The 18,354-nt window shown below is 71.6% G+C and carries 16 protein-coding genes; 8 read left to right on the top strand and 8 right to left on the bottom strand.

Annotated elements, in window-relative coordinates:
* Positions 1-208: 208 nt before the first annotated feature.
* The 5 genes from BLV24_RS14820 (at position 209) to BLV24_RS14800 (ending at position 6,074) form a co-directional block, all read left to right on the top strand.
* Positions 209-1,837 (top strand): ArnT family glycosyltransferase, encoded by a 1,629-nt coding sequence (locus BLV24_RS14820; protein WP_092683146.1) that lies wholly within the window; start codon positions 209-211, stop codon positions 1,835-1,837.
* A 207-nt stretch (positions 1,838-2,044) separates the two neighbouring features.
* On the top strand, positions 2,045-3,169 hold the full coding sequence (locus BLV24_RS14815) for a polyamine ABC transporter substrate-binding protein (RefSeq protein WP_092683144.1): 1,125 nt from the start codon (positions 2,045-2,047) through the stop codon (positions 3,167-3,169).
* Positions 3,170-3,183: 14 nt separating this feature from the next.
* Positions 3,184-4,335 carry an ABC transporter ATP-binding protein gene (locus BLV24_RS14810; RefSeq protein WP_092683142.1) on the top strand — a complete coding sequence of 384 codons (1,152 nt, stop codon included), beginning with the start codon at positions 3,184-3,186 and terminating at the stop codon, positions 4,333-4,335.
* Positions 4,336-4,399: 64 nt separating this feature from the next.
* Positions 4,400-5,269, top strand: a complete 870-nt coding sequence (locus BLV24_RS14805; RefSeq protein ID WP_092683140.1) for an ABC transporter permease subunit — start codon at positions 4,400-4,402, stop codon at positions 5,267-5,269.
* A gap of 7 nt (positions 5,270-5,276) precedes the next feature.
* Complete coding sequence (locus BLV24_RS14800) at positions 5,277-6,074, top strand: ABC transporter permease subunit (protein WP_092683138.1); 798 nt, start codon at positions 5,277-5,279, stop codon at positions 6,072-6,074.
* Positions 6,075-6,289: 215 nt separating this feature from the next.
* Here BLV24_RS14800 and BLV24_RS14795 read toward each other — a convergent pair whose 3' ends face one another.
* From BLV24_RS14795 to BLV24_RS14765, 7 genes are all read right to left on the bottom strand, one after another.
* On the bottom strand, positions 6,290-7,027 hold the full coding sequence (locus tag BLV24_RS14795; protein ID WP_092683136.1) for an SDR family oxidoreductase: 738 nt from the start codon (positions 7,025-7,027) through the stop codon (positions 6,290-6,292).
* Positions 7,028-7,207: 180 nt separating this feature from the next.
* Positions 7,208-7,777, bottom strand: coding sequence for an acetolactate synthase small subunit (gene ilvN, locus BLV24_RS14790; protein ID WP_092683134.1), 570 nt, complete (start codon positions 7,775-7,777; stop codon positions 7,208-7,210).
* The gene (locus tag BLV24_RS14785; protein WP_143040325.1) at positions 7,774-8,040 is read right to left on the bottom strand and encodes a hypothetical protein; all 267 of its coding nucleotides are present in this window, start codon (positions 8,038-8,040) and stop codon (positions 7,774-7,776) included. Before BLV24_RS14785 ends, ilvN begins: the two co-directional genes overlap by 4 nt.
* A 49-nt stretch (positions 8,041-8,089) precedes the next feature.
* Positions 8,090-9,844: an acetolactate synthase 3 large subunit gene (locus tag BLV24_RS14780; protein ID WP_092683130.1), complete on the bottom strand. Its 1,755-nt coding sequence runs from the start codon at positions 9,842-9,844 to the stop codon at positions 8,090-8,092.
* Positions 9,845-10,164: 320 nt separating this feature from the next.
* Positions 10,165-11,631, bottom strand: a complete 1,467-nt coding sequence (locus BLV24_RS14775) for an MFS transporter (RefSeq protein ID WP_176954768.1) — start codon at positions 11,629-11,631, stop codon at positions 10,165-10,167.
* A 669-nt stretch (positions 11,632-12,300) separates the two neighbouring features.
* Positions 12,301-13,242, bottom strand: a complete 942-nt coding sequence (miaA, locus tag BLV24_RS14770) for a tRNA (adenosine(37)-N6)-dimethylallyltransferase MiaA (RefSeq protein WP_092683126.1) — start codon at positions 13,240-13,242, stop codon at positions 12,301-12,303.
* A 216-nt stretch (positions 13,243-13,458) separates the two neighbouring features.
* A complete protein-coding gene (locus BLV24_RS14765; RefSeq protein ID WP_092683124.1) occupies positions 13,459-14,625 on the bottom strand; it encodes an acyl-CoA dehydrogenase family protein in 1,167 nt (388 codons plus the stop codon).
* Positions 14,626-14,787: 162 nt separating this feature from the next.
* On the opposite strand from BLV24_RS14765, the gene BLV24_RS14760 reads away from it, so the two are divergent.
* From BLV24_RS14760 to BLV24_RS14750, 3 genes are all read left to right on the top strand, one after another.
* Positions 14,788-15,768 (top strand): LysR substrate-binding domain-containing protein, encoded by a 981-nt coding sequence (locus tag BLV24_RS14760; protein WP_092683122.1) that lies wholly within the window; start codon positions 14,788-14,790, stop codon positions 15,766-15,768.
* 121 nt (positions 15,769-15,889) lie between these two features.
* A complete protein-coding gene (locus BLV24_RS14755) occupies positions 15,890-16,285 on the top strand; it encodes a hypothetical protein (RefSeq protein ID WP_092683120.1) in 396 nt (131 codons plus the stop codon).
* Entirely contained in the window at positions 16,282-17,127 is an 846-nt protein-coding gene (locus BLV24_RS14750; RefSeq protein WP_092683118.1) for an alpha/beta fold hydrolase, read from the top strand. Before BLV24_RS14755 ends, BLV24_RS14750 begins: the two co-directional genes overlap by 4 nt.
* Before the next feature lie 101 nt (positions 17,128-17,228).
* Here the strand turns inward: BLV24_RS14750 and BLV24_RS14745 are convergent, their stop codons facing one another.
* Positions 17,229-18,347 (bottom strand): THUMP domain-containing class I SAM-dependent RNA methyltransferase, encoded by a 1,119-nt coding sequence (locus BLV24_RS14745; RefSeq protein ID WP_092683116.1) that lies wholly within the window; start codon positions 18,345-18,347, stop codon positions 17,229-17,231.
* Positions 18,348-18,354: the final 7 nt, after the last annotated feature.

Below are 18,354 nucleotides of genomic sequence, written 5' to 3'. Positions count from 1 at the left end.
GGCGGCGGTCTCGCGGCGCCGCGACCGGATGGGGCGGGGCGACCCCGCGCCCGGTTGCGCGGAGCGGGTGGGTCGGGCAGAACCGGGGTCCACGACACACCGCCCCGCCCTCGCGTCCCCGCGCCCCTTTCCGCCGCCCATGGCCCGGCGCGGCGGCCCGGGCGAAAGGGGGGCGGGACGCGCGAGGCTCGCAGCTCAGGACGGCGCCATGACGACCGACGGGACCGAGGCCACCGGAACCGACGCTTCCGGGCGGGCGGCCGACGCCGCCGCCACCCCCGCCCCCAAGCCGCGCAAGACCGCGGCGCGGGCCCGCGCGAAAGGGCGCCCCCGGTCAAAGGCCGCGGAGGCGAAGCTGTGGGGCGAGCGCACGCTCTGGTTGCTGCTGGGCCTGTGCCTGCTGCGGCTCGCCATCAACGCGCTGTCGCTGATCCCGATTCACTTCGACGAGGCCCAGTACTGGGCCTATGGGCGCGAGCTGGCCTTCGGGCATTATTCCAAGCCGCCGCTGGTCGGGTGGCTGATCGAGCTGTCCACGTCGATCTTCGGCGACACCCTGTTCGGGCTGCGCTTTTTCGCGCCGCTGGCGCATCTGGCGATCGGCGCGCTGATCTTCCTCACCGCCCGGCGGCTGTTCGACGCCCGCACCGGGTTCTGGGCGGCGCTGGTCTATTCGGCGGCGCCGGGGGTCTCGATCTCGTCCCTGCTGATGACCACCGATCCGCCGATGATGGCGGGCTGGGCGCTGGCGCTCTACGCCTCGGTGCGCATCGCGGAGGTCCGGCCGGGCAAGAAGACGTCCGAGCCCTGGGCCTGGTGGGCGGTCATGGGCTTCGGCATCGGCGCGGGGATGCTGGCGAAGTATACCGGCGGGGTCTTCGTGGTCGGCGCGCTGGGCTATGCGCTCATGTCGCGCGACCGTCCCATCGCGCCGACGCGGCGCAAGGGCGCGATGATCGCGGCCGGGACGGCGCTGCTGACGCTGTCGCCCAACCTGATCTGGAACGCCGGCCACGGCTTCGTCACCTTCGCCCATCTGGGGGAGAACGCCGAGATCCGGCCCGATCGCGGCCTGGTCCATCCCGACGAGCTGGGCGAGTTCCTCGGGGCCCAGTTCGGGGTCATCGGGCCGGTGGCGTTTCTCGCGGTGCTCGCGGCGCTGGCGATGTTCGCGCGGGCCGAGGCGCGGTCGGACTGGAAGGCGCGCCTGCTGGCCTGGCAGACGGCGCCGCTGCTGGTCGCGATGTGCGTGCAGGCGCTGCTGAGCCAGGCCCAGCCCAACTGGGCGGCGCCGGCCTATGTGGCGGGTTCGATCCTCGCGGCCCGCTTCCTGCTGGCGCGGGACTGGGACCGGGCGCTGCGCCTGCACGCCTGGATCGGCGGCGTGGCGCTGGCCGCGGTGCTGGCGCTGGGCGCGGTCTACATGGTCTGGGCGCAGGACCTGCCGCGCAGCCCCGACCCGTTCAAGAAAATGCGAATCGGCGGCCCGTTCTGCGAGGCGGCGCTGAGCGCGATGGAGGGCGAGGGCGCCGAGGCGCTGCTGTCCAACGACCGCCGGCGCCTGTCGGAATGCCTGTTCCAGGGCGGGCTCGACTTTCCCGACGCGGCGATCTGGGACCCGGACGGGCGTCCCTCCAACCATTTCGAGTTCCGCTCCCGGCTCGAAGCCGGCGACGCGCGCCTGTTCCTGCTGGCGGTGGAGGGCGAGGCGCTGGGCGAGGACATCGCCGCGCGCTTCGTGTCCGCCATCCCGCTGGGCGTGGGGGAGTTCCGCACGCATGAGGACCGCTCGGTCCGCTACACGCTATGGCTGGTGGAGGGGTTCGAGGGCTACTGAGCCCCCCGCCGCCGCCGCCGCCGCCGCCCCCGCCGCCCCCCGCGCCGCGCCTCGCGCGCGCGGCCTCCGAGCCCGTCCGCGGGATCGGGGGACGCCTGTCCGCGGGGCCGAAAATTATCTCTTTCGCGGTTGCGAAACCGCCCCTAGTCTCCCGGTGAACCGGCCCGCCACGCAGGGCGGGCGCCGCGCACAGGGGAGCCAATGCGCATGACCTCGAAAACCCATTCCGCCCTCCTGGCCGCCCTGACGGCCGGAGCCGCCTCCTTCGCCCCGGCGCTCGTCCCCGCGGCTGCGGTCGCGGCCGAGGAGCCGGTGCTCTACGTCTACAACTGGTCCGACTACATCGCCGAGGACACCATCGAGACGTTCGAGGCGGAAACCGGCATCAAGGTCACCTACGACGTCTTCGACAGCAACGAGGTGCTGGAAGCCAAGCTGATGGCGGGCTCCACCGGCTATGACATCGTGGTGCCCACCGGCGCGTTCCTCGCGCGGCAGATCCAGGCCGGCGTGTTCAGCGAACTCGACAAGTCCAAGCTTCCCAACATCGCCAACATGGACCCGGAGATCATGGAGCGGGTCGCCGCCTTCGATCCCGAGAACAAGCACGCCGTGGTCTACATGTGGGGCACCACCGCCATCGGCTACAACGTGGCCAAGGTCGAGGAGGCGCTGGGCGCCGACGCGCCGACCGACAGCTGGGGGCTGATCTTCGATCCGGAGAACGCCGCCAAGCTCGCCGATTGCGGGATCTCCATGCTCGACGCGCCGGTGGAGGTCATCCCCGCCGCCCTGAACTACCTGGGCATGGATCCGGGGGCGAAGGACAAGGAGAGCATCGAGAAGGCCGAGGCGCTGCTCAAGCAGATCGCGCCCCATGTCCGCTACTACCATTCCTCGCAGTATATCAACGACCTGGCCAATGGCGACGTGTGCGTCTCGATCGGCTGGTCGGGCGACGTGTTCCAGGCCCGCGACCGCGCCGACGAAGCCGATAACGGCGTCGAGATCGCCTATACCGTGCCCAAGGAAGGCGCGCTGATGTGGTTCGACATGCTGGCCATCCCCACCGATGCGCCGCATCCCGAGAACGCGCACAAGTTCCTCAACTTCCTGATGGACGCCCAGGTCGCCGCCGACATCACCAACTACGTCTGGTACGCCAACGCCAATGTCGAGGCGACGCCGCTGGTCGACCCCGACATCACCTCGGACCCGGGCATCTACCCGACCGAAGAGGCGAAGAAGAAGCTCTACACCTCGGTGGTCTACGACTCGAAGGCCGACCGGCTGCTGAACCGGGCCTGGACGGCCGTGAAGACCGGCCGCTGAGCGGAGGACGGGGCGTGACCGCACCCGCCGCGCAGCGCGCCCCGACATCCGCCCCGAAGTCGGATCGGGCCTTCATCCGCATCGAGGATGTGGTGAAGACCTTCGACGGCTTCCGGGCGGTCGACCAGGTGTCGCTCGACGTCGCCGAGGGGGAGATCTTCTGCCTCCTCGGCGGCTCGGGGTCCGGCAAGTCGACCCTGCTGCGGATGCTGGCGGGGTTCGAGACCCCGGACGCGGGCCGCATCGAGATCGACGGCCAGGACATGACCTCGGTCCCGCCCTGGGACCGGCCGGTCAACATGATGTTCCAGTCCTACGCGCTGTTCCCGCACATGAGCGTGGCGAAGAACATCGCCTACGGGCTGAAGCAGGACGGCATGTCCCGCGCCGATATCGAGGCGCAGGTGAAGCGGATGCTGGACCTGGTGAAGCTCTCGGCGCTGGGCCATCGCAAGCCTAACCAGCTTTCGGGCGGGCAGCGGCAGCGGGTGGCGCTGGCCCGGGCGCTGGCCAAGAAGCCCAAGGCGCTGCTGCTGGACGAGCCGCTGTCGGCGCTCGACAAGAAGCTGCGCGAAGAGACCCAGTTCGAGCTGATGGACATCCAGGACAGTCTCGGCACCACCTTCATCGTGGTCACCCATGACCAGGAGGAGGCGATGACGCTGGGATCGCGCATCGGGGTCATGGACCAGGGCAAGCTGGTGCAGGTGGACAAGCCCCGCGATCTCTACGAATTCCCGCGCAACCGCTTCATCGCGGATTTCGTCGGCTCGGTGAACATCTTCGAGGGCGTGGTGGCCGAGGACCTGCCCGACCGCGTCACCATCGCGTCGGACGCGCTGGGCGGAGCGATCCATGTCCATCACGGCATGTCGTGCCAGGAGGGCCAGACGGTCTGGGTCGCGGTGCGCCCCGAAAAGATGGTCCTGCGGCGGGAGGCGCCGACGGGCGTGCTGGGCGAGACTGTCGGCGGCATGGCGCAGGGCGTGGTCGAGGACATCGCCTATATCGGCGGGCTGACCCATTACCGGGTGGTCCTGCCCTCGGGGCAGCGGGTGCGGGCGACGCTGGCCAATCGCGAACGGCATGACGACGCGGCGCCGACCTGGGAGGAGACGGTCTGGATCTCCTGGGCCGGGGACGCCGGCGTGGCGCTGACCTCGTGAGCCGCGCGGGACGTCATATTCCGGGCCCGGGCCCGGACCGGCGGCCGGCGCGGGGAGGCCCGGCATGACCTGGCTGTGGCGCCGGGGCCGGGCGCTGGTCGTGGCCGCGCCGGTGCTGTGGCTGGGCCTGTTCTTCCTGATGCCCTTCCTGGTGGTGCTGCGGGTCAGCTTCGCCGAGGCGGTGATCGCGCGGCCGCCCTTCTCGGAGCTGCTGGACTGGGCGGACGGGCTGCTGACCGTCACGCTGAACCTCGGGAACTACACGTTCCTGGTCGAGGACGACCTCTATATCGACGCCTACCTGAACTCGATCCGGGTGGCTTTCGTCTCCACCCTGATCTGCCTGGTGATCGCCTATCCGATGGCGCTGCTGATCGCGCGCTCGAAATATCGCAATCTGCTGCTGATGCTGGTGATCCTGCCGTTCTGGACCAGTTTCCTGCTGCGCATGTATGCGCTGATCGGGTTGATGAGCCCCACCGGCTTCATCAACTCGGCGCTGGCGCTGGCGGGGATCGGGCCGATCACCATGATGCAGACCGATTTCGCGGTCTATGCGGGGATCGTGACCGGGTATCTGCCGCTGATGATCCTGCCGCTCTACTCCACGCTGGAGAAGCTGGACGAAAGCCTGCTGGAGGCCGCCCATGACCTCGGCGCGAAGCCCTGGAAGGCGTTCCTGACCGTGACCCTGCCGCTGTCGGCGCCGGGGATCCTGGCGGGGTCGCTGCTGGTGTTCATTCCGGCGGTGGGCGAGTTCGTGATCCCGGCGCTGCTGGGCGGCCCGGATCAGCTGATGATCGGCAAGGTGCTGTGGACCGAGTTCTTCAACAACCGCGACTGGCCGTTGGCCTCCGCCGTGGCGATCGCCATGCTGGCGCTGCTGGTGGCGCCGATCATGTTCGTGCGCAACGCGCTGGGCGCGAAGGAGTGAGGGCGCGATGAAACGCGGCTGGCCATTGCTGGTGGGGGCGGGGATCGGCTTCGCGCTGCTCTACGTGCCGCTGGCGATCATGGTGATCTACTCGTTCAACGCCTCCAAGCTGGCCTCGGTCTGGGGCGGCTGGTCGGTGCAGTGGTATGGCGAGCTTCTGGCCAACGACCAGATCCTGACCGCGGCCTGGGTGAGCCTGAAGGTGGCGGCGATGGCGGCGAGCATCGGGACGGTGTTCGGCACCCTGATCGGCTACGCCATGACCCGTTTCGGGCGGTTCCGCTTCCGGCTGTTGCTGTCGGGCATGGCGACGGCGCCGATCGTGATGCCGGAGGTGGTGACGGGCCTGTCGCTGCTGCTGCTCTTCATCTCGATGGAGGCGCTGCTGGGCTGGCCGGCGGAGCGGGGGATCGACACCATCGTCATCGCCCACGCCACGTTCTGCATGGCCTTCGTGGCGGTGATCGTGCAGGCGCGGCTGGCGGATCTGGACGTTTCGGTGGAGGAGGCGGCGATGGATCTCGGTGCCCGCCAGCCCCGGGTGTTCTTCGACGTGACCCTGCCGGCGCTGACCCCGGCGCTGGTGTCCGGCTGGCTGCTGAGTTTCACCCTGTCGCTGGACGACCTGGTGATCGCGAGCTTCGTGAGCGGGCCGGGGGCGAGCACGCTGCCGATGGTGGTGTTCTCCAAGGTCCGGCTGGGCGTGACGCCGGAGATCAACGCGCTGGCCACCCTGATGATCGTGCTGGTGGCGATCTGCGTGGGGCTGGCGGCGTGGCGGATGGCGCGGGCCGGCAAGGGCTGAACGGCCGATCCGGCGACGCCCCTGCGGGGCGTTCCCATGTCTCCGGCCGCAAGCGGCCTTCGGGTTCAGGGACGGCGCCGGAATGGCCAGGCCGTGCGAAACCCTGCGAGCCGCCATGGCGGGGGGAGACCCGTGCCATGGGCGGCGCCGGCGACGGGCCGCGCGGGCGGAACGGGGCGGCCTGGCGGGCGCGGGACGCGCGGCTTCGCGACCGTTCAGCCGCGCCCGACCAGCGGCATCTTGGTGGCCATCACCGTCACGAACTGCATGTTCGCGCTCAGCGGCAGCGAGGCCATGTTGAGCACCGTGTCGGCCACCACGCCCACGTCCATCAGCGGCTCGGGGCGCACGGAGCCGTCGGCCTGCGGCACGCCCCTGGCCATGCGCTGGGTCATCTCGGAGGCGGCGTTGCCGATGTCGATCTGGCAGCAGGCGATGTCGAAGGGGCGGCCGTCGAGGCTCAGCGTCTTGGTCAGCCCGGTGATCGCGTGCTTGGTGGTGGTGTAGGGAACCGAGCCCGGCCGCGGCGCCTGGGCGGAGATCGAGCCGTTGTTGATGATCCGCCCCCCCTGCGGGTCCTGCGCGCGCATAGCCCCGAAGGCCGCCCGCGCGCAGAGCACCGAGCCGGTCAGGTTCGCCGCCAGCACGCCGAACCAGTCGTCCAGCGGCATCTCGTCGATGGGCATGGGGGGAGAGCCGCGGCCGGCGTTGTTGAACAGCGCGTCCACCCGTCCGAAGCGAGCCAGCGTGGCGGCGAAGAGCGCCTCGACCGAGGCCGGGTCGGCCACGTCGGTGGCGACGGGGAGCGCCGCGGGATGGCCCTCCGCGGTTTCCTCCAGCGCCTCGGCCCGGCGTCCGGCCAGCGCCACGTTCCAGCCGGCTCCGAGAAAGCGGCGCGCCGTCGCCCGCCCGATGCCCGAGCCCGCTCCGGTGATCACGATGGTTCCCGTCATGGCCCTGTCCTCCCCGCCCTGTCAGGAGGCGGAGCAAAGCCCGAGAGGGCCCCGAACGCAAGGCTGGCCCCAACTCAAGGTTGGCCCGAACGCAGGATGGGTCTGAACGCAAGCCGCCCCCGCGCCGGGCGGGCGCGGGGGCGGCGGGACGCGGCGGCCGGCCCCCGAGGGGCGCGCGGCTCACATGCCTTCGGGGCCGCGCTTGATGGCGGCGACGCCGGTGCGGGAGACGTCGACGAGGCCGAGCGGGGCCATCAGCTCCACGAACGCGTCGATCTTGTCGGAGGGGCCGGTCAGTTCGAACACGAAGCTGCGCAGGGTCGTGTCGACGACGCGCGCCCGGAACACGTCGGCCAGACGCAGCGATTCCACCCGCGCTTCGCCGGTCGCGGCGACCTTGATCAGGGCCAGCTCCCGCTCCACCGACGGGCCTTCGGTGGTCAGGTCATGCACGTCGATGACCACGACCATGCGCGAAAGCTGCGCCTTGATCTGGGCGATCACCGCCGGCGTGCCGGTGGTGACCACCGTGATGCGGGAGCGGCGCGAGACATGGTCGGTCTCGGCCACGGTCAGGCTCTCGATATTGTAGCCGCGGCCCGAGAACAGGCCGATGACGCGGGCCAGCACGCCGGCCTCGTTGACCACGAGCACGGCGAGCGTGCGGCGCTCCTCGCCCTCGGCCAGCGAGGAGCGGAGCGAATAGGCGGAATGGGCGGTGGAGCCCTGGGGAATGTTGAGCGCGTTCATGATTGTGTATCCGGATCGAGGGCCAAGCCCGAGGGGCGCCGACGAAAGACAAGAAGGATTCCCATGGCGAGGAAGGCGCCCGGCATCTGAAAGATCACGTGGCTGATCGACAGATGCTCCAGCCGCATCGCGAAGCTGCCGAAGCCTGCGCCGAGGCCGGAGAGCAGCCCTCCCGCCATCATCACGATGAAAACCGCGGCGTAGGTGCGCAGGGCTGTGTCGCCGATCCTGCGGAGCAGGAGATAGAGGGGATACTGGAACACCAGTATCCCGACCAGGCCTCCGATTATTTGAATGAAAAAGGTCACCGGTTCAGACCAGCATGCCGCCGCCGGCGTCGATCGCGCCTTCGGTCGAAGCCTCGCCCAGCAGCATCTCGTTATGCGCCTTGCCCGAGGGGATCATGGGGAAGCAGTTCTCGTGCTTCTCCACCATGCAGTCGAAGATCACCGGGCCGTCATAGGCCAGCATCTCCCGGATCGCCTCGTCGAGATCGGCGGGGTTCTCGCAGCGGATGCCCTTGGCGCCGAAGGCCTCGGCCATCTTCACGAAGTCCGGAAGCGCCTCCGAATAGGTGTGGGAATAGCGCTCCCCGTGCAGCAGCTGCTGCCACTGGCGGACCATGCCCAGACGCTCGTTGTTGAGGATGAACTGCTTGACCGGGGCGCGATACTGCACGGCGGTCGACAGCTCCTGCATGGTCATCATGAAGGACGCCTCGCCCGCCACGTTGATCACCAGCGCGTCGGGATGCGCGATCTGCACGCCGACCGAGGCGGGGACGCCGTAGCCCATGGTGCCCAGCCCGCCGGAGGTCATCCAGCGCTTGGGCTCCTGGAAATGCAGGAACTGCGCGGCCCACATCTGGTGCTGGCCGACCTCGGTGGTGATGTAGCGGTCGTGGTCGCGGGTCAGGGCCTCCAGCCGCTCCAGCGCGTACTGGGGCTTGATGACGGTCTCGGAGCCCTTGTAGGTCAGGCACTTGATCGCGCGCCAGGCGTCGATCTGGGTCCACCAGCCGGTCAGCCGGTCGCGCTTCAGCTTGCTGCCGCGGGCCTTCCACCGCTCCAGGATCGCGGCCAGCACGCAGGCCACGTCGCCGATGATCGGCACGTCGACCATGACGTTCTTGTTGATCGAGCTCGGGTCGATGTCGATATGCACCTTCTTCGAGCCGGGCGAGAACGCGTCCAGCCGGCCCGTGATGCGGTCGTCGAAGCGGGCGCCGATGCAGAACATCGCGTCGCAGTCATGCATGGCCATGTTGGCTTCATACATGCCGTGCATGCCGAGCATGCCCAGCCAGGCCTCGCCCGAGGCCGGGTAGGCGCCCAGCCCCATCAGCGTGGAGGTGACCGGGAAGCCGGTGGCCTCGGCCAGCTCGCGCAGCAGGCGGGTGGCCTCGTCGCCCGAGTTGATGACGCCGCCGCCGGTGTAGAGGATCGGCCGCTCCGCGGTCTCGATCATCTCGACCGCGGCTTCGATCATGTCGGCGTCGCCCTCGGTGCGGGGGCGGTAGGGCAGGGCGGGGGCGTCCTCGGGGCCGCGATAGGTCCCGGTGGCGAACTGCACGTCCTTGGGAATGTCGATCAGCACCGGGCCGGGGCGGCCGTTGGTGGCGACGAAGAAGGCCTGGTGCAGGACGTCGGAGAGCTGGTCGGTCTCCTTCACCAGCCAGTTATGCTTGGTGCAGGGGCGGGTGATGCCGATGGTGTCCGCCTCCTGGAACGCGTCGGAGCCGATCAGGAAGGTGGGGACCTGGCCGGTCAGGACGATCATCGGGATCGAATCCAGCAGCGCGTCGGCCATGCCGGTGACGGCGTTGGTCGCGCCCGGGCCGGAGGTGACGAGCACGACGCCCGGCTTGCCGGTGGAGCGCGCGTAGCCCTCCGCGGCATGGGTCGCGCCCTGCTCGTGCCGGACCAGGATGTGGCGGATGTCGTTCTGCTTGAACAGCTCGTCATAGATCGGAAGCACCGCGCCGCCGGGATAGCCGAACACGGTGTCCACACCCTGGTCTTTCAGGGCCTGGACGACGATCTGGGCGCCGGTCATTTCGCGGGACATCGGGGTCTTCCTCTGGCGTGTGGTCAGGTTCGGGGGCGGATCATCGGGCACAAAAAAACCCCCGTGCGGCGGGGGCGTGCGGGCGCGTCCTGGACGAAATCCTCGTCCGGGTCAGGCGCGCCCTGTCGTAAGTACCGCAATGACGATCATCGGTGGTCTCTCCGGTTTCGCTCCGCAGGCCCCGATTAGCGGCCGGGGCGGGGAGGGTCAACCCCGGAACCGGTCCGGGATGGAGAAAATTGCGCGACGGGGGCTTCGCGCGCAATTTTCAGCGGGTCGCCGTTGCGGCAGGAGGCGGCGGCGGCGTCGTCACGGGGGGCTCAGCCCCGCGATCCGTCCGGCGCGCCGACGGGCGCTGGGGCGCGCACGAAGCGCGACATGGCCCACAGCCCCAGCGCCGCGGCGGGCAGGGGCGCGAGATAGACCGTGCGCGCCACGACGCGCAGCGTCTCCGCGTCCGCCCCCGCCGCGAAACCCGCGGCGTTGCCGGCGAGCCCGGCGAAGGCGGCGCCCGAGGCGAAGCCGAGCTGCTGGGTGGTGGGGATGGCGGCGGCGACCCTCGGCGCGTCCCCCGGCCCGGCGAAGGCGCGGGCGCGGCGGAGCAGGAACGTCCAGCACAGGCCGAAGCCCGCCCCCTCCATCGCCGCCACCAGCGCCACCGCGGCGGGCGGGCCCGACGGCACGGTCAGCGCCAGCAAGGGCAGGGACAGCGCCACCAGGCACATGCCGATGGCGATGGCCCTGGGGTCATGGCGCGGGGGCAGGGACGACGCCAGCACGGCGGTCGTGGACCATCCCGCCGGCACCGCGGCCATCACGTAGCCGGCCGCCATCGGCGGCAGCCCGTGCAGCCGCATCAGCATCACCGGCGCGAAGGCGTTGAACGACACCAGCGCGAAGGACATGCACAGCACCATCAGAAGCGCCGCCCCCGCGGGGTCCGAGGGCCGGAAGGCCCGCGCAGGGAACAGCCGCCCCTCGCCCCGGCGGGCGTCGATGCGCAGGGCGCCCCACAGCGCGGCGGCGCCGCCGGCGAGGCAGAGGGAGGAGCGCAGCGGCGCCGGATCCAGCCCCGCCGCCGCGATCAGCCCGACGCCGCCGGCGATCAGGGCCAGCCGCTCCAGCGGCAGGCGCAGGGGCGGCGGCGCGGCGGGTCGGGGCTCGCGCCGCAGGACCAGCGCGATCCATACCGCCAGCGCCGCCGCCTGCGCCGCGAAGGCCCAGAGCCCCCAGCGCCAGTCGGCATAGGCCACGAACAGCCCGCCGGTCAGCGGCCCGAGCAGCGCCGAGACGCCCCACAGCGTCGAGACCACGGCCAGCGCCCGCGCCGTCAGCCGCGGCGGGAACAGTTTTCCGACGGCCACGAAGGCCAGCGCCATCAGGCCGCCGCCGCCGATCCCCTCCATCAGCCGCCCGACCAGCAGCACGGGCATCGAGGGCGCGACCGCATTCAGCACGCAGCCCGCCGCGAACACCATCGCCGCCCCCGCCATGGGCCGGCGCAACCCGAAGCGCCCGGCCGCCAGCCCCGCGACCGAGCCCGCCGCGATCGAGCCCACCAGGTAGATCGCCACCGTCCAGGCCACCAGCCGCTCGCCGCCGATATCGCGCAGGATCGAATCGATCATCGTGGCGAGCAGCAGGGTGGTCGCCGCGTGCAGCCAGACCGCCAGCGCCACCAGCGCCAGCGAGGGCGCGTGCTCGCGGGTCAGGATCTCGGACCAGCGGACATGCGTGCCGGAGGGGGCGGGGGAGGTGTCGGGGGAGGAATCGGGGTCGGTGGGCATCGGCTCGGGTCCTTGCGTCCGGAGAGACCACAAATCCCATTCCGCGCGAAACGGCCAGCCGCGTGGTCGCAACGCCTCCTTAACCATGGCGGGGTTTCATGGGCGGATGATCGGCCTGCTGCTTCTCCTCCTGGTCCGTCCCTTCGCTGCGGGGCCTGCGCCGCGCAGGGATGCGCGCGGACCCATGCGTTGCGCGATCCTGGTCGAGGGACGGGGGGGCCGAGGGGCGTGGGGCGCACCGCCTCCGCCCGGCTCGCGGGAGGAGCGGGCCCGCCGCCGCGGCGCGAAAGCCGGCGCACGCGGCCCGCCCTGACCTCGGGGCTTGCCGGCGATCACCGCAAGTCACGGACCGCCTTCACAAGGCGGCGACGACGCGCGGACGCGCGCCGTTTCGATCCCGCCGCAGCACAGCGCGCCGGGCGGAATGCGTGTCGTCCCGCGGTGCGGGGCGTGGGTTTTCCCGGGCTCAGTTCATCCCGGACAGGCGCCGCGCCCGCAGGCTGATCGGACGGGCGCCGCGCCCGCAGGCTGATCGAGCGCGAGCCTTGCCGACGGGCGTCGCGTTTGGCGAGGCCGGGCCCCTGCGCCGCCGCCGCCCGCCGCCCGCCGCCGAAGTCCGGCGGGTCGGCGACCCGCGGCTGTCCCGCACGCCGCGCCGCGTCCTCCCGGTCAGGCCTCGCCGGTCAGCGCGCGGAACGCCTCCGCCGGGGTCGCCGCCGCGGGCCAGGCGCCCAGCCGGTTGCGCGCCCAGCTCAACTGCCGCTTGGCATAGCGGCGGGTGGCCCGGGCGGCGAGCTCGCGCGCCTCGTCGAGGCTCATCTCGCCGCGCAGATGCGCGATCAGCTCCGCCGCGCCCAGGGCCTGCATGGCGGTGGAGGCCGGCGCCTCCCAATCCATCGCCGCGCGGGCCTCGTCCAGCGCCCCCTCCTCCAGCATCGCCGCGAACCGCGCGTCGATGCCGGCATAGAGCGTCTCGCGCTCCGGCATCAGGCGGATCGCGCGCGCGTCGGTCAGGGCCAGCACCGGCGGCGGGGTTTCCGCCTGCAGGCGGGCGAGCGGACGGCCCGTGGTCTCCAGCGCCTCCCAGGCCCGCAGCACCCGGCGCGGATTGGCGAGGTCGAGCCGCGCGTGGGTCTCGGGGTCGCGCGCCCGCAGCGCCTCGGCGAAGGCGGGCAGGCCGAGCCGCGCCAGCTCGGCCTCCGCCGCCGCGCGGATCGCGGGCGGGGTCGGGGGGATGTCGGCCAGCCCCTCGGTCAGCGCGGTGAAGTAGAGCCCGGTGCCGCCGACCAGGATCGGAACCCGTCCCGAGGCGCGCGCGGCGGCGATCTCGTCTCCGGCCTCGGCCAGCCAGCGGCCGGTGGAATAGGGCTCGGACGGGGGCACGTGGCCATAGAGACGGTGGGGCGCGCGGGCCTCGTCCCCGGCGGGGGGGCGGGCGGTGAGCACGCGCCAGCCGTCATAGACCTGCAGCGCGTCGGCGTTGACCACCACGCCGTTCAGCCGCTCGGCCAGCGCCAGCGCCAGGCCGGACTTGCCGGAGGCGGTGGGGCCGCAGATCAGGATCGGGCGGCGATCATCGGGCGAGGGCGAGGGCGCGGCGGAGGCGGACATGGACGAGGCTTGGCCCGATGGCGGGGGCGGGTCAAGCGGCGGGTCCATCGGAAGCGGCACGGTTCCGCCGGGCCCGGTCGCGGCCCTTGTCCGGGCGCCGGGCCGCGCGGGCGGACCGGCGCCGCCCGCGGGCGGGTCGTCGCGCGGCTCCCTCTCCGTCCGCCGGGCGCCGTCCGCTGCATGGTCCCGCATACCCGGCCGGCAGGCGAGGCCCGTTCAGCCAGCCGCCTCCGCCCGCGGCGGGCGCTGGTCGAAGCGGCGGCCGAAGACGCCCTCGGCGATGCGGTTCTTGAGGATCTCGGTCGAGCCGCCGGCGATCATCCAGCCCCGCGTCCGCCGCACGCAATACTGCGCCGTCGAGTCGGTGGAGAAGCCCAGCCCCCCCATCACCTGCAACGCTTCGTTGGCGGCGAAGAACCCCGCCTCGTTGCAGGCGAGCTTGGCCATGGCCGTGTCCTGGGCGGAGGGCAGCCCCCCCGCCGCCTTCACCGCCGCGCGCATCAGCAGCAACTGCGCCGCGTCCAGCTTCACCGCCATCTCCGCGAATTTCCATTGCAGGCCCTGGAATTCGCAAAGCGGCCGCCCGAACTGTTTTCGGGTCAGCGCATGGTCCCGCGCCAGGTTGAAGGCGTGCCGCCCCACCGCCACGGCGCGGGCGGAATTCCCCAGCCGCTCGACGTTGAAGCCCGAGATCTGCTTCTTGAACCCGCCCGGTCCCAGCAGGAGGTTGGCCCTGGGCACGCGGCACTCGGAGAAATACAGCTGCGACCAGTCCTCCCCGTTCATGAAGCCCGACGGCTGGCCGATCTCGAAGCCCGGCGTCCCGCGCTCCACCAGGATCGAGCCGATGCCCCCGACCCCCGGCCCGAAGCGGAGATAGACCAGGAACAGGTTCGCCTCGGCCGAGAGCGTGCCGAAGATCTTCGTGCCGTTGATGACGTAGTGGTCGCCCTCCTCGCGCGCCGAGGTGGTCATGTCGGTGGCGGCCGAGCCCGCCTCGGGCTCGGTCATCCCCAGCGAGATCGCGGCGCGTCCGCCCAGCAGGTCGGGCAGGAAGCGGGCCTTCTGTTCCGGCGTCGCGTATTCGCAGAAAGTGCGGATCGGGCCGAAATTGCCGGCCTGCACCACGTCGCCGGAGCGGGGGCAGACCTCGGCCACGGCCTGAATCGCGAGGATCGCCTCGATCAGCCCGCCGCCCTGGCCGCCATCGGCCTCGGGCGCGGTGATGCCGATCAGCCCGGCCTCGGCCAGACGCGCGGCCACGTCCCAGGGATAGGCGCCGGAGCGGGCGCGGGCCGCGGCGCCTTCCGCCAGTTCGCTCCGCGCGAGGCGGGAGACGGTGTCGCGGAAAAGGGTCTGCTCTTCGGTCAGCTCGAAATCCATCGGGGCCTCGCTTGGGCGGGGGGACGCGGGGGAGGGGCGCGGGGTGCGATCGCGCAGACGATCACGGCCTCGCGACCGTCCGGGGCTTGGGTCGAGGGCGAGGCTAGACTAAGCGTGGGTTTGCGAAACTCGTCAGATGTCAGCCCCGGAAAACCGCAGCTTATGGATGACAGCCCCCGGTCCGCCTCCAAGGCCAGCCAGCCGCTCAACAACCTGCCGCTCAACCCGATGCGCGCCTTCGCGGTGGCGTCGCGGCACAAGACCTTCACGGCCGCGGCCGCGCAGATGGGGGTGAGCCAGGTGGCGGTCAGCCGGCAGATCGCGATCCTGGAGAATTACCTGGGCGTGAAGCTGTTCGAGCGCGGCGCGCGCTCGGTCAAGCTGACCGAGGTGGGGCGCAATTTCGGGCATGAGATCGCGGGGCTGTTCGACGACCTGGAAACGGCGACGGCGCGGATCCTTGCCAATGAGAGCCGCAACACGGTCAACCTGCGCATCTACCCGACCTTCGCCCATCACTGGCTGATGCCGCGGCTTGCCGAGTTCTCGCGCCGGCATCCCGATTGCCGGATCCGGCTGGACACGCGGGTGGAGCCGCTGGATTTCCGCGGCACGCATCTGGACGCGGCCTTGCAGCTGGGCCACGGCGCCTGGCGCGACGCGCGGGCGCGGAAACTGTTCGACGAGGTGGTCGACGTGGTCTGCGCCCCCGCCTATGCCGAGCGGATGGGCGGGCTGAAAAGCCTTGAGGACATCGCCCGCTGCGACCTGCTGCATTCGCGCTATCGTCGTTCGGAATGGGAACGCTGGTCGCGGGCGGCGGGGGTGGAGGTGAACGCGCGCGAGGGGATCGAGTTCGACACCTCGCTGCTGACCTATTCCGCCGCGCGGCAGGGGTTCGGGCTGGCGGTGGGCCAGCTCGACCTGCTGACCGAGGAGCTGGAGTCCGGCGCCCTGATCCGCCCCTTCGACCGGCCCTGGCGGACCGGGGCGGCGTTCTGGGTGGTGTGGCCGACGATGACCTCGGCCGGGGCCCAGACCCGGCGCTTCGTCGACTGGCTGCTGGACGCTTCGGGCGAGTCGCCGGAGTTCTTCCGCCGGGGCGCGGCCGCCGAGATGCCGTCCGAACAGGTGACGGACTAGGCGCTGCCTGACCTCCGGTCGGGGTCGCCTGCGCGGGCGTCGCTTGGCCGGGGCGGGACCGTCGGGCTAGGCTCGGCGCGAAGGGGACCGCGCCGGATGTCCCCAGCCGAAGGGAGGCCGCATGTTCGCTGGATTGGCCGAGACCGGGGGGCCGGGCACGCCGCTCGCGCTGCGGGGACGGGCGCTGGACGCGCGGATGATGCTGCGGGCCGGGGCAGGCGGGTCCGGCTCGGAGACGCTGGTCACGATCCGCGCCGGGGCGGTGATCCTGGTGGAGGACGGGCCGCTGGTCATGCCGTCATGGGATTTCGCGATTTCGGCGGCGGAGGAGGACTGGGCGCTGTTCCTGCGCGCGGTTCCGCCGCCGGGCTCGCATGACCTGATGGCGCTGCTGAAACGCGGCGCGATGCGGTTCGAGGGGAACCTGCATCCGCTGATGTCCAACCTGCTCTATTTCAAGCTGCTGCTGGCCAGCCTGCGGCCCCAGCCGGAAACCGCGCCGGAGGCCACGGCATGACGATGCGCGTCGAACCCATCATCGGACGCTACGGTCACATGGAGATCGAGGGCCGGACCCATCGCGTCTACTGGGAGGAGGCCGGCGAGGGCGTCCCCCTGGTCTGCCTGCACACCGCCGGGGCGGACGGGCGCCAGTATCGCGCCGTGCTCAACGACCCGGAGGTGACGGCGCATCACCGGGTCATCGTCTTCGACATGCCCCGCCACGGCAAATCCTCGCCCGCGCCGGGAACGGTGGATGACGCCTACGCCCTGACCTCGGACGCCTACGCGGCCCAGATCCTCGCGGTCTGCGACGCGCTGGAACTGGACCGCCCGGTGGTCATGGGCTGCTCCATCGGCGGGCGCATCGTGCTGCATCTGGCGCATCGCCATCCGGAGCGGTTCCGGGCGCTGATTGGGTTGCAGAGCTCGGACCATGTGGCGCCCTATTACGACACGGCCTGGCTGCACCGCCCCGACGTGCATGGCGGAGAGGTCTGCGGCGCCGTCGCCTACGGGCTGATGGCCCCCCAGAGCCCCGAGGCCGAGCGGGACGAGACCCGCTGGCACTACATGCAGGGCGGGCCGGGGGTCTTCCGGGGGGATCTGTGGTTCTACAAGGTGGACGGCGACATCTCGGGCCAGGTGGCGGAGATCGACGTCGCGAAATGCCCGATCCACCTGCTGACCGGGTCCTATGACTATTCCTGCACGCCCGACGACACGCGGGACCTCGCCCGGCGGCTGGGGGTGGAGATGACCGAGATGGAGGGGATGGGCCATTTCCCCATGTCCGAGAACCCGGAGCGGTTCCTGGACTATCTGCGCCCGGTCCTGCGGACGATCCGCGAGGGCTGAGCCGGGGGGGCGAGCCCGGGGGGAGGCGGGTCGAGACCCGCCCTACGCGCGCGGCGCCGTTGGCGTAGGGCGGGCGCCGACCCGCCGCCGTCCGTCGCCGCTTACGCCAGCGGTTCGGTGCGGAACAGCTTCACTTTCAGCCCCCCATGCGCGACCGGCGGGCCGGGGGGGAGGAAGGGCAGGCCGGTGGCGCGGGCCAGCGGCGTCTCGGTGGTGATCAGCCCCACCCGCCAGCCGGAGAAGCCGGCCTTCAGCGCCTCGCCCAGCGTGCCGTAGAGCGGGCGCAGCTTGGCGACCTCGCCGATCCGGGCGCCGTAGGGCGGGTTGACGATGACCAGGCCGGGGGGGCCGTCGGGGCGGACCAGTTCCGAGATCGGGCGCCGGATGAACAGGCAGGACGCGGCGACGCCGGCGCGTTCGGCATTGGCCTTCGCCATGCCGATCACCCCCTGGTCGCGGTCCGAGCCGATGAAGCGGGGCGGAGATACGGGAGCGGAGGCGGGCAGGGCGGCCGCCTTCTCCGCCGCCCAGGCCCTGGGGTCGTGGCCGGCGAAAAGCTCGAAGGCGAAGGGGCGGGTGCGTCCGGGGGGGAGACCCGCCGCCATCTCCGCCGCCTCGATCGGGAAGGTGCCGGAGCCGCACATGGGGTCGAGCAGCGGCTCGGTCCCGTCATGGCCGCAGGCGCGCAGGAACAGGGCGGCCAGCGTCTCGCGCATCGGGGCCTTGCCCACGGCCTCCTTGTGGCCGCGCTTGTGCAGGGGCTCGCCGGAGGCGTCCAGGCTGAACCCGCAGAAATCGTCGTCGATCCGGACCATCAGGCGGATGGGGGCGTCGGCGGCGATCTCCACGCCGAGGCTCTCGCGCAGCGCCGTCTCCACCCGCTGGGCGGCGGCCCGGGCGTGGTAGATGCGCGAGCCCTTGCAGGTCGCCTCCACCCGCACCGGCACGTCGGGGCGCAGGAAATCCCCCCAGGGGAACTTGCGGGACCGCTTGTCGAGCTGGGCGAGGTGGAAGGCCCGGAACCCGCCGATCCGCACCAGCACCCGCCCGGCCCCGCGCAGCAGCAGGTTGGCGCGGCGCACGGTGGCCCAGTCGCCGGAAAGCGCCACGCCGCCGGGCTGGGGGGCCGCGTCGGCGAAGCCGGCGGCGATGGCCTCGGCGGCCAGCGTCGGCTCCAGCCCCGGGGGGGCGGCGAGGAAGATCTCAAGGGGCTCGGTCATGCGCGTC

It is taken from the genome of Albimonas donghaensis (genome assembly GCF_900106695.1).
Lineage (GTDB): Bacteria > Pseudomonadota > Alphaproteobacteria > Rhodobacterales > Rhodobacteraceae > Albimonas > Albimonas donghaensis.
Note: the sequence above shows the minus strand (reverse complement) of the source record. Positions and strands in the feature narration are given on the sequence as shown.

Excerpts from the sequence above, each read along its gene's own strand:
- BLV24_RS14775 (WP_176954768.1), bottom strand. The coding sequence starts at position 11,631 with ATGCCCACCGACCCCGATTCCTCCCCCGACACCTCCCCCGCCCCCTCC.
- BLV24_RS14755 (WP_092683120.1), top strand. The coding sequence starts at position 15,890 with ATGTTCGCTGGATTGGCCGAGACCGGGGGGCCGGGCACGCCGCTCGCG.
- BLV24_RS14780 (WP_092683130.1), bottom strand. The coding sequence starts at position 9,844 with ATGTCCCGCGAAATGACCGGCGCCCAGATCGTCGTCCAGGCCCTGAAA.
- BLV24_RS14800 (WP_092683138.1), top strand. The coding sequence starts at position 5,277 with ATGAAACGCGGCTGGCCATTGCTGGTGGGGGCGGGGATCGGCTTCGCG.
- BLV24_RS14765 (WP_092683124.1), bottom strand. The coding sequence starts at position 14,625 with ATGGATTTCGAGCTGACCGAAGAGCAGACCCTTTTCCGCGACACCGTC.
- BLV24_RS14750 (WP_092683118.1), top strand. The coding sequence starts at position 16,282 with ATGACGATGCGCGTCGAACCCATCATCGGACGCTACGGTCACATGGAG.
- BLV24_RS14745 (WP_092683116.1), bottom strand. The coding sequence starts at position 18,347 with ATGACCGAGCCCCTTGAGATCTTCCTCGCCGCCCCCCCGGGGCTGGAG.
- BLV24_RS14795 (WP_092683136.1), bottom strand. The coding sequence starts at position 7,027 with ATGACGGGAACCATCGTGATCACCGGAGCGGGCTCGGGCATCGGGCGG.
- BLV24_RS14815 (WP_092683144.1), top strand. The coding sequence starts at position 2,045 with ATGACCTCGAAAACCCATTCCGCCCTCCTGGCCGCCCTGACGGCCGGA.
- BLV24_RS14805 (WP_092683140.1), top strand. The coding sequence starts at position 4,400 with ATGACCTGGCTGTGGCGCCGGGGCCGGGCGCTGGTCGTGGCCGCGCCG.
- BLV24_RS14820 (WP_092683146.1), top strand. The coding sequence starts at position 209 with ATGACGACCGACGGGACCGAGGCCACCGGAACCGACGCTTCCGGGCGG.
- ilvN (WP_092683134.1), bottom strand. The coding sequence starts at position 7,777 with ATGAACGCGCTCAACATTCCCCAGGGCTCCACCGCCCATTCCGCCTAT.
- miaA (WP_092683126.1), bottom strand. The coding sequence starts at position 13,242 with ATGTCCGCCTCCGCCGCGCCCTCGCCCTCGCCCGATGATCGCCGCCCG.
- BLV24_RS14760 (WP_092683122.1), top strand. The coding sequence starts at position 14,788 with ATGGATGACAGCCCCCGGTCCGCCTCCAAGGCCAGCCAGCCGCTCAAC.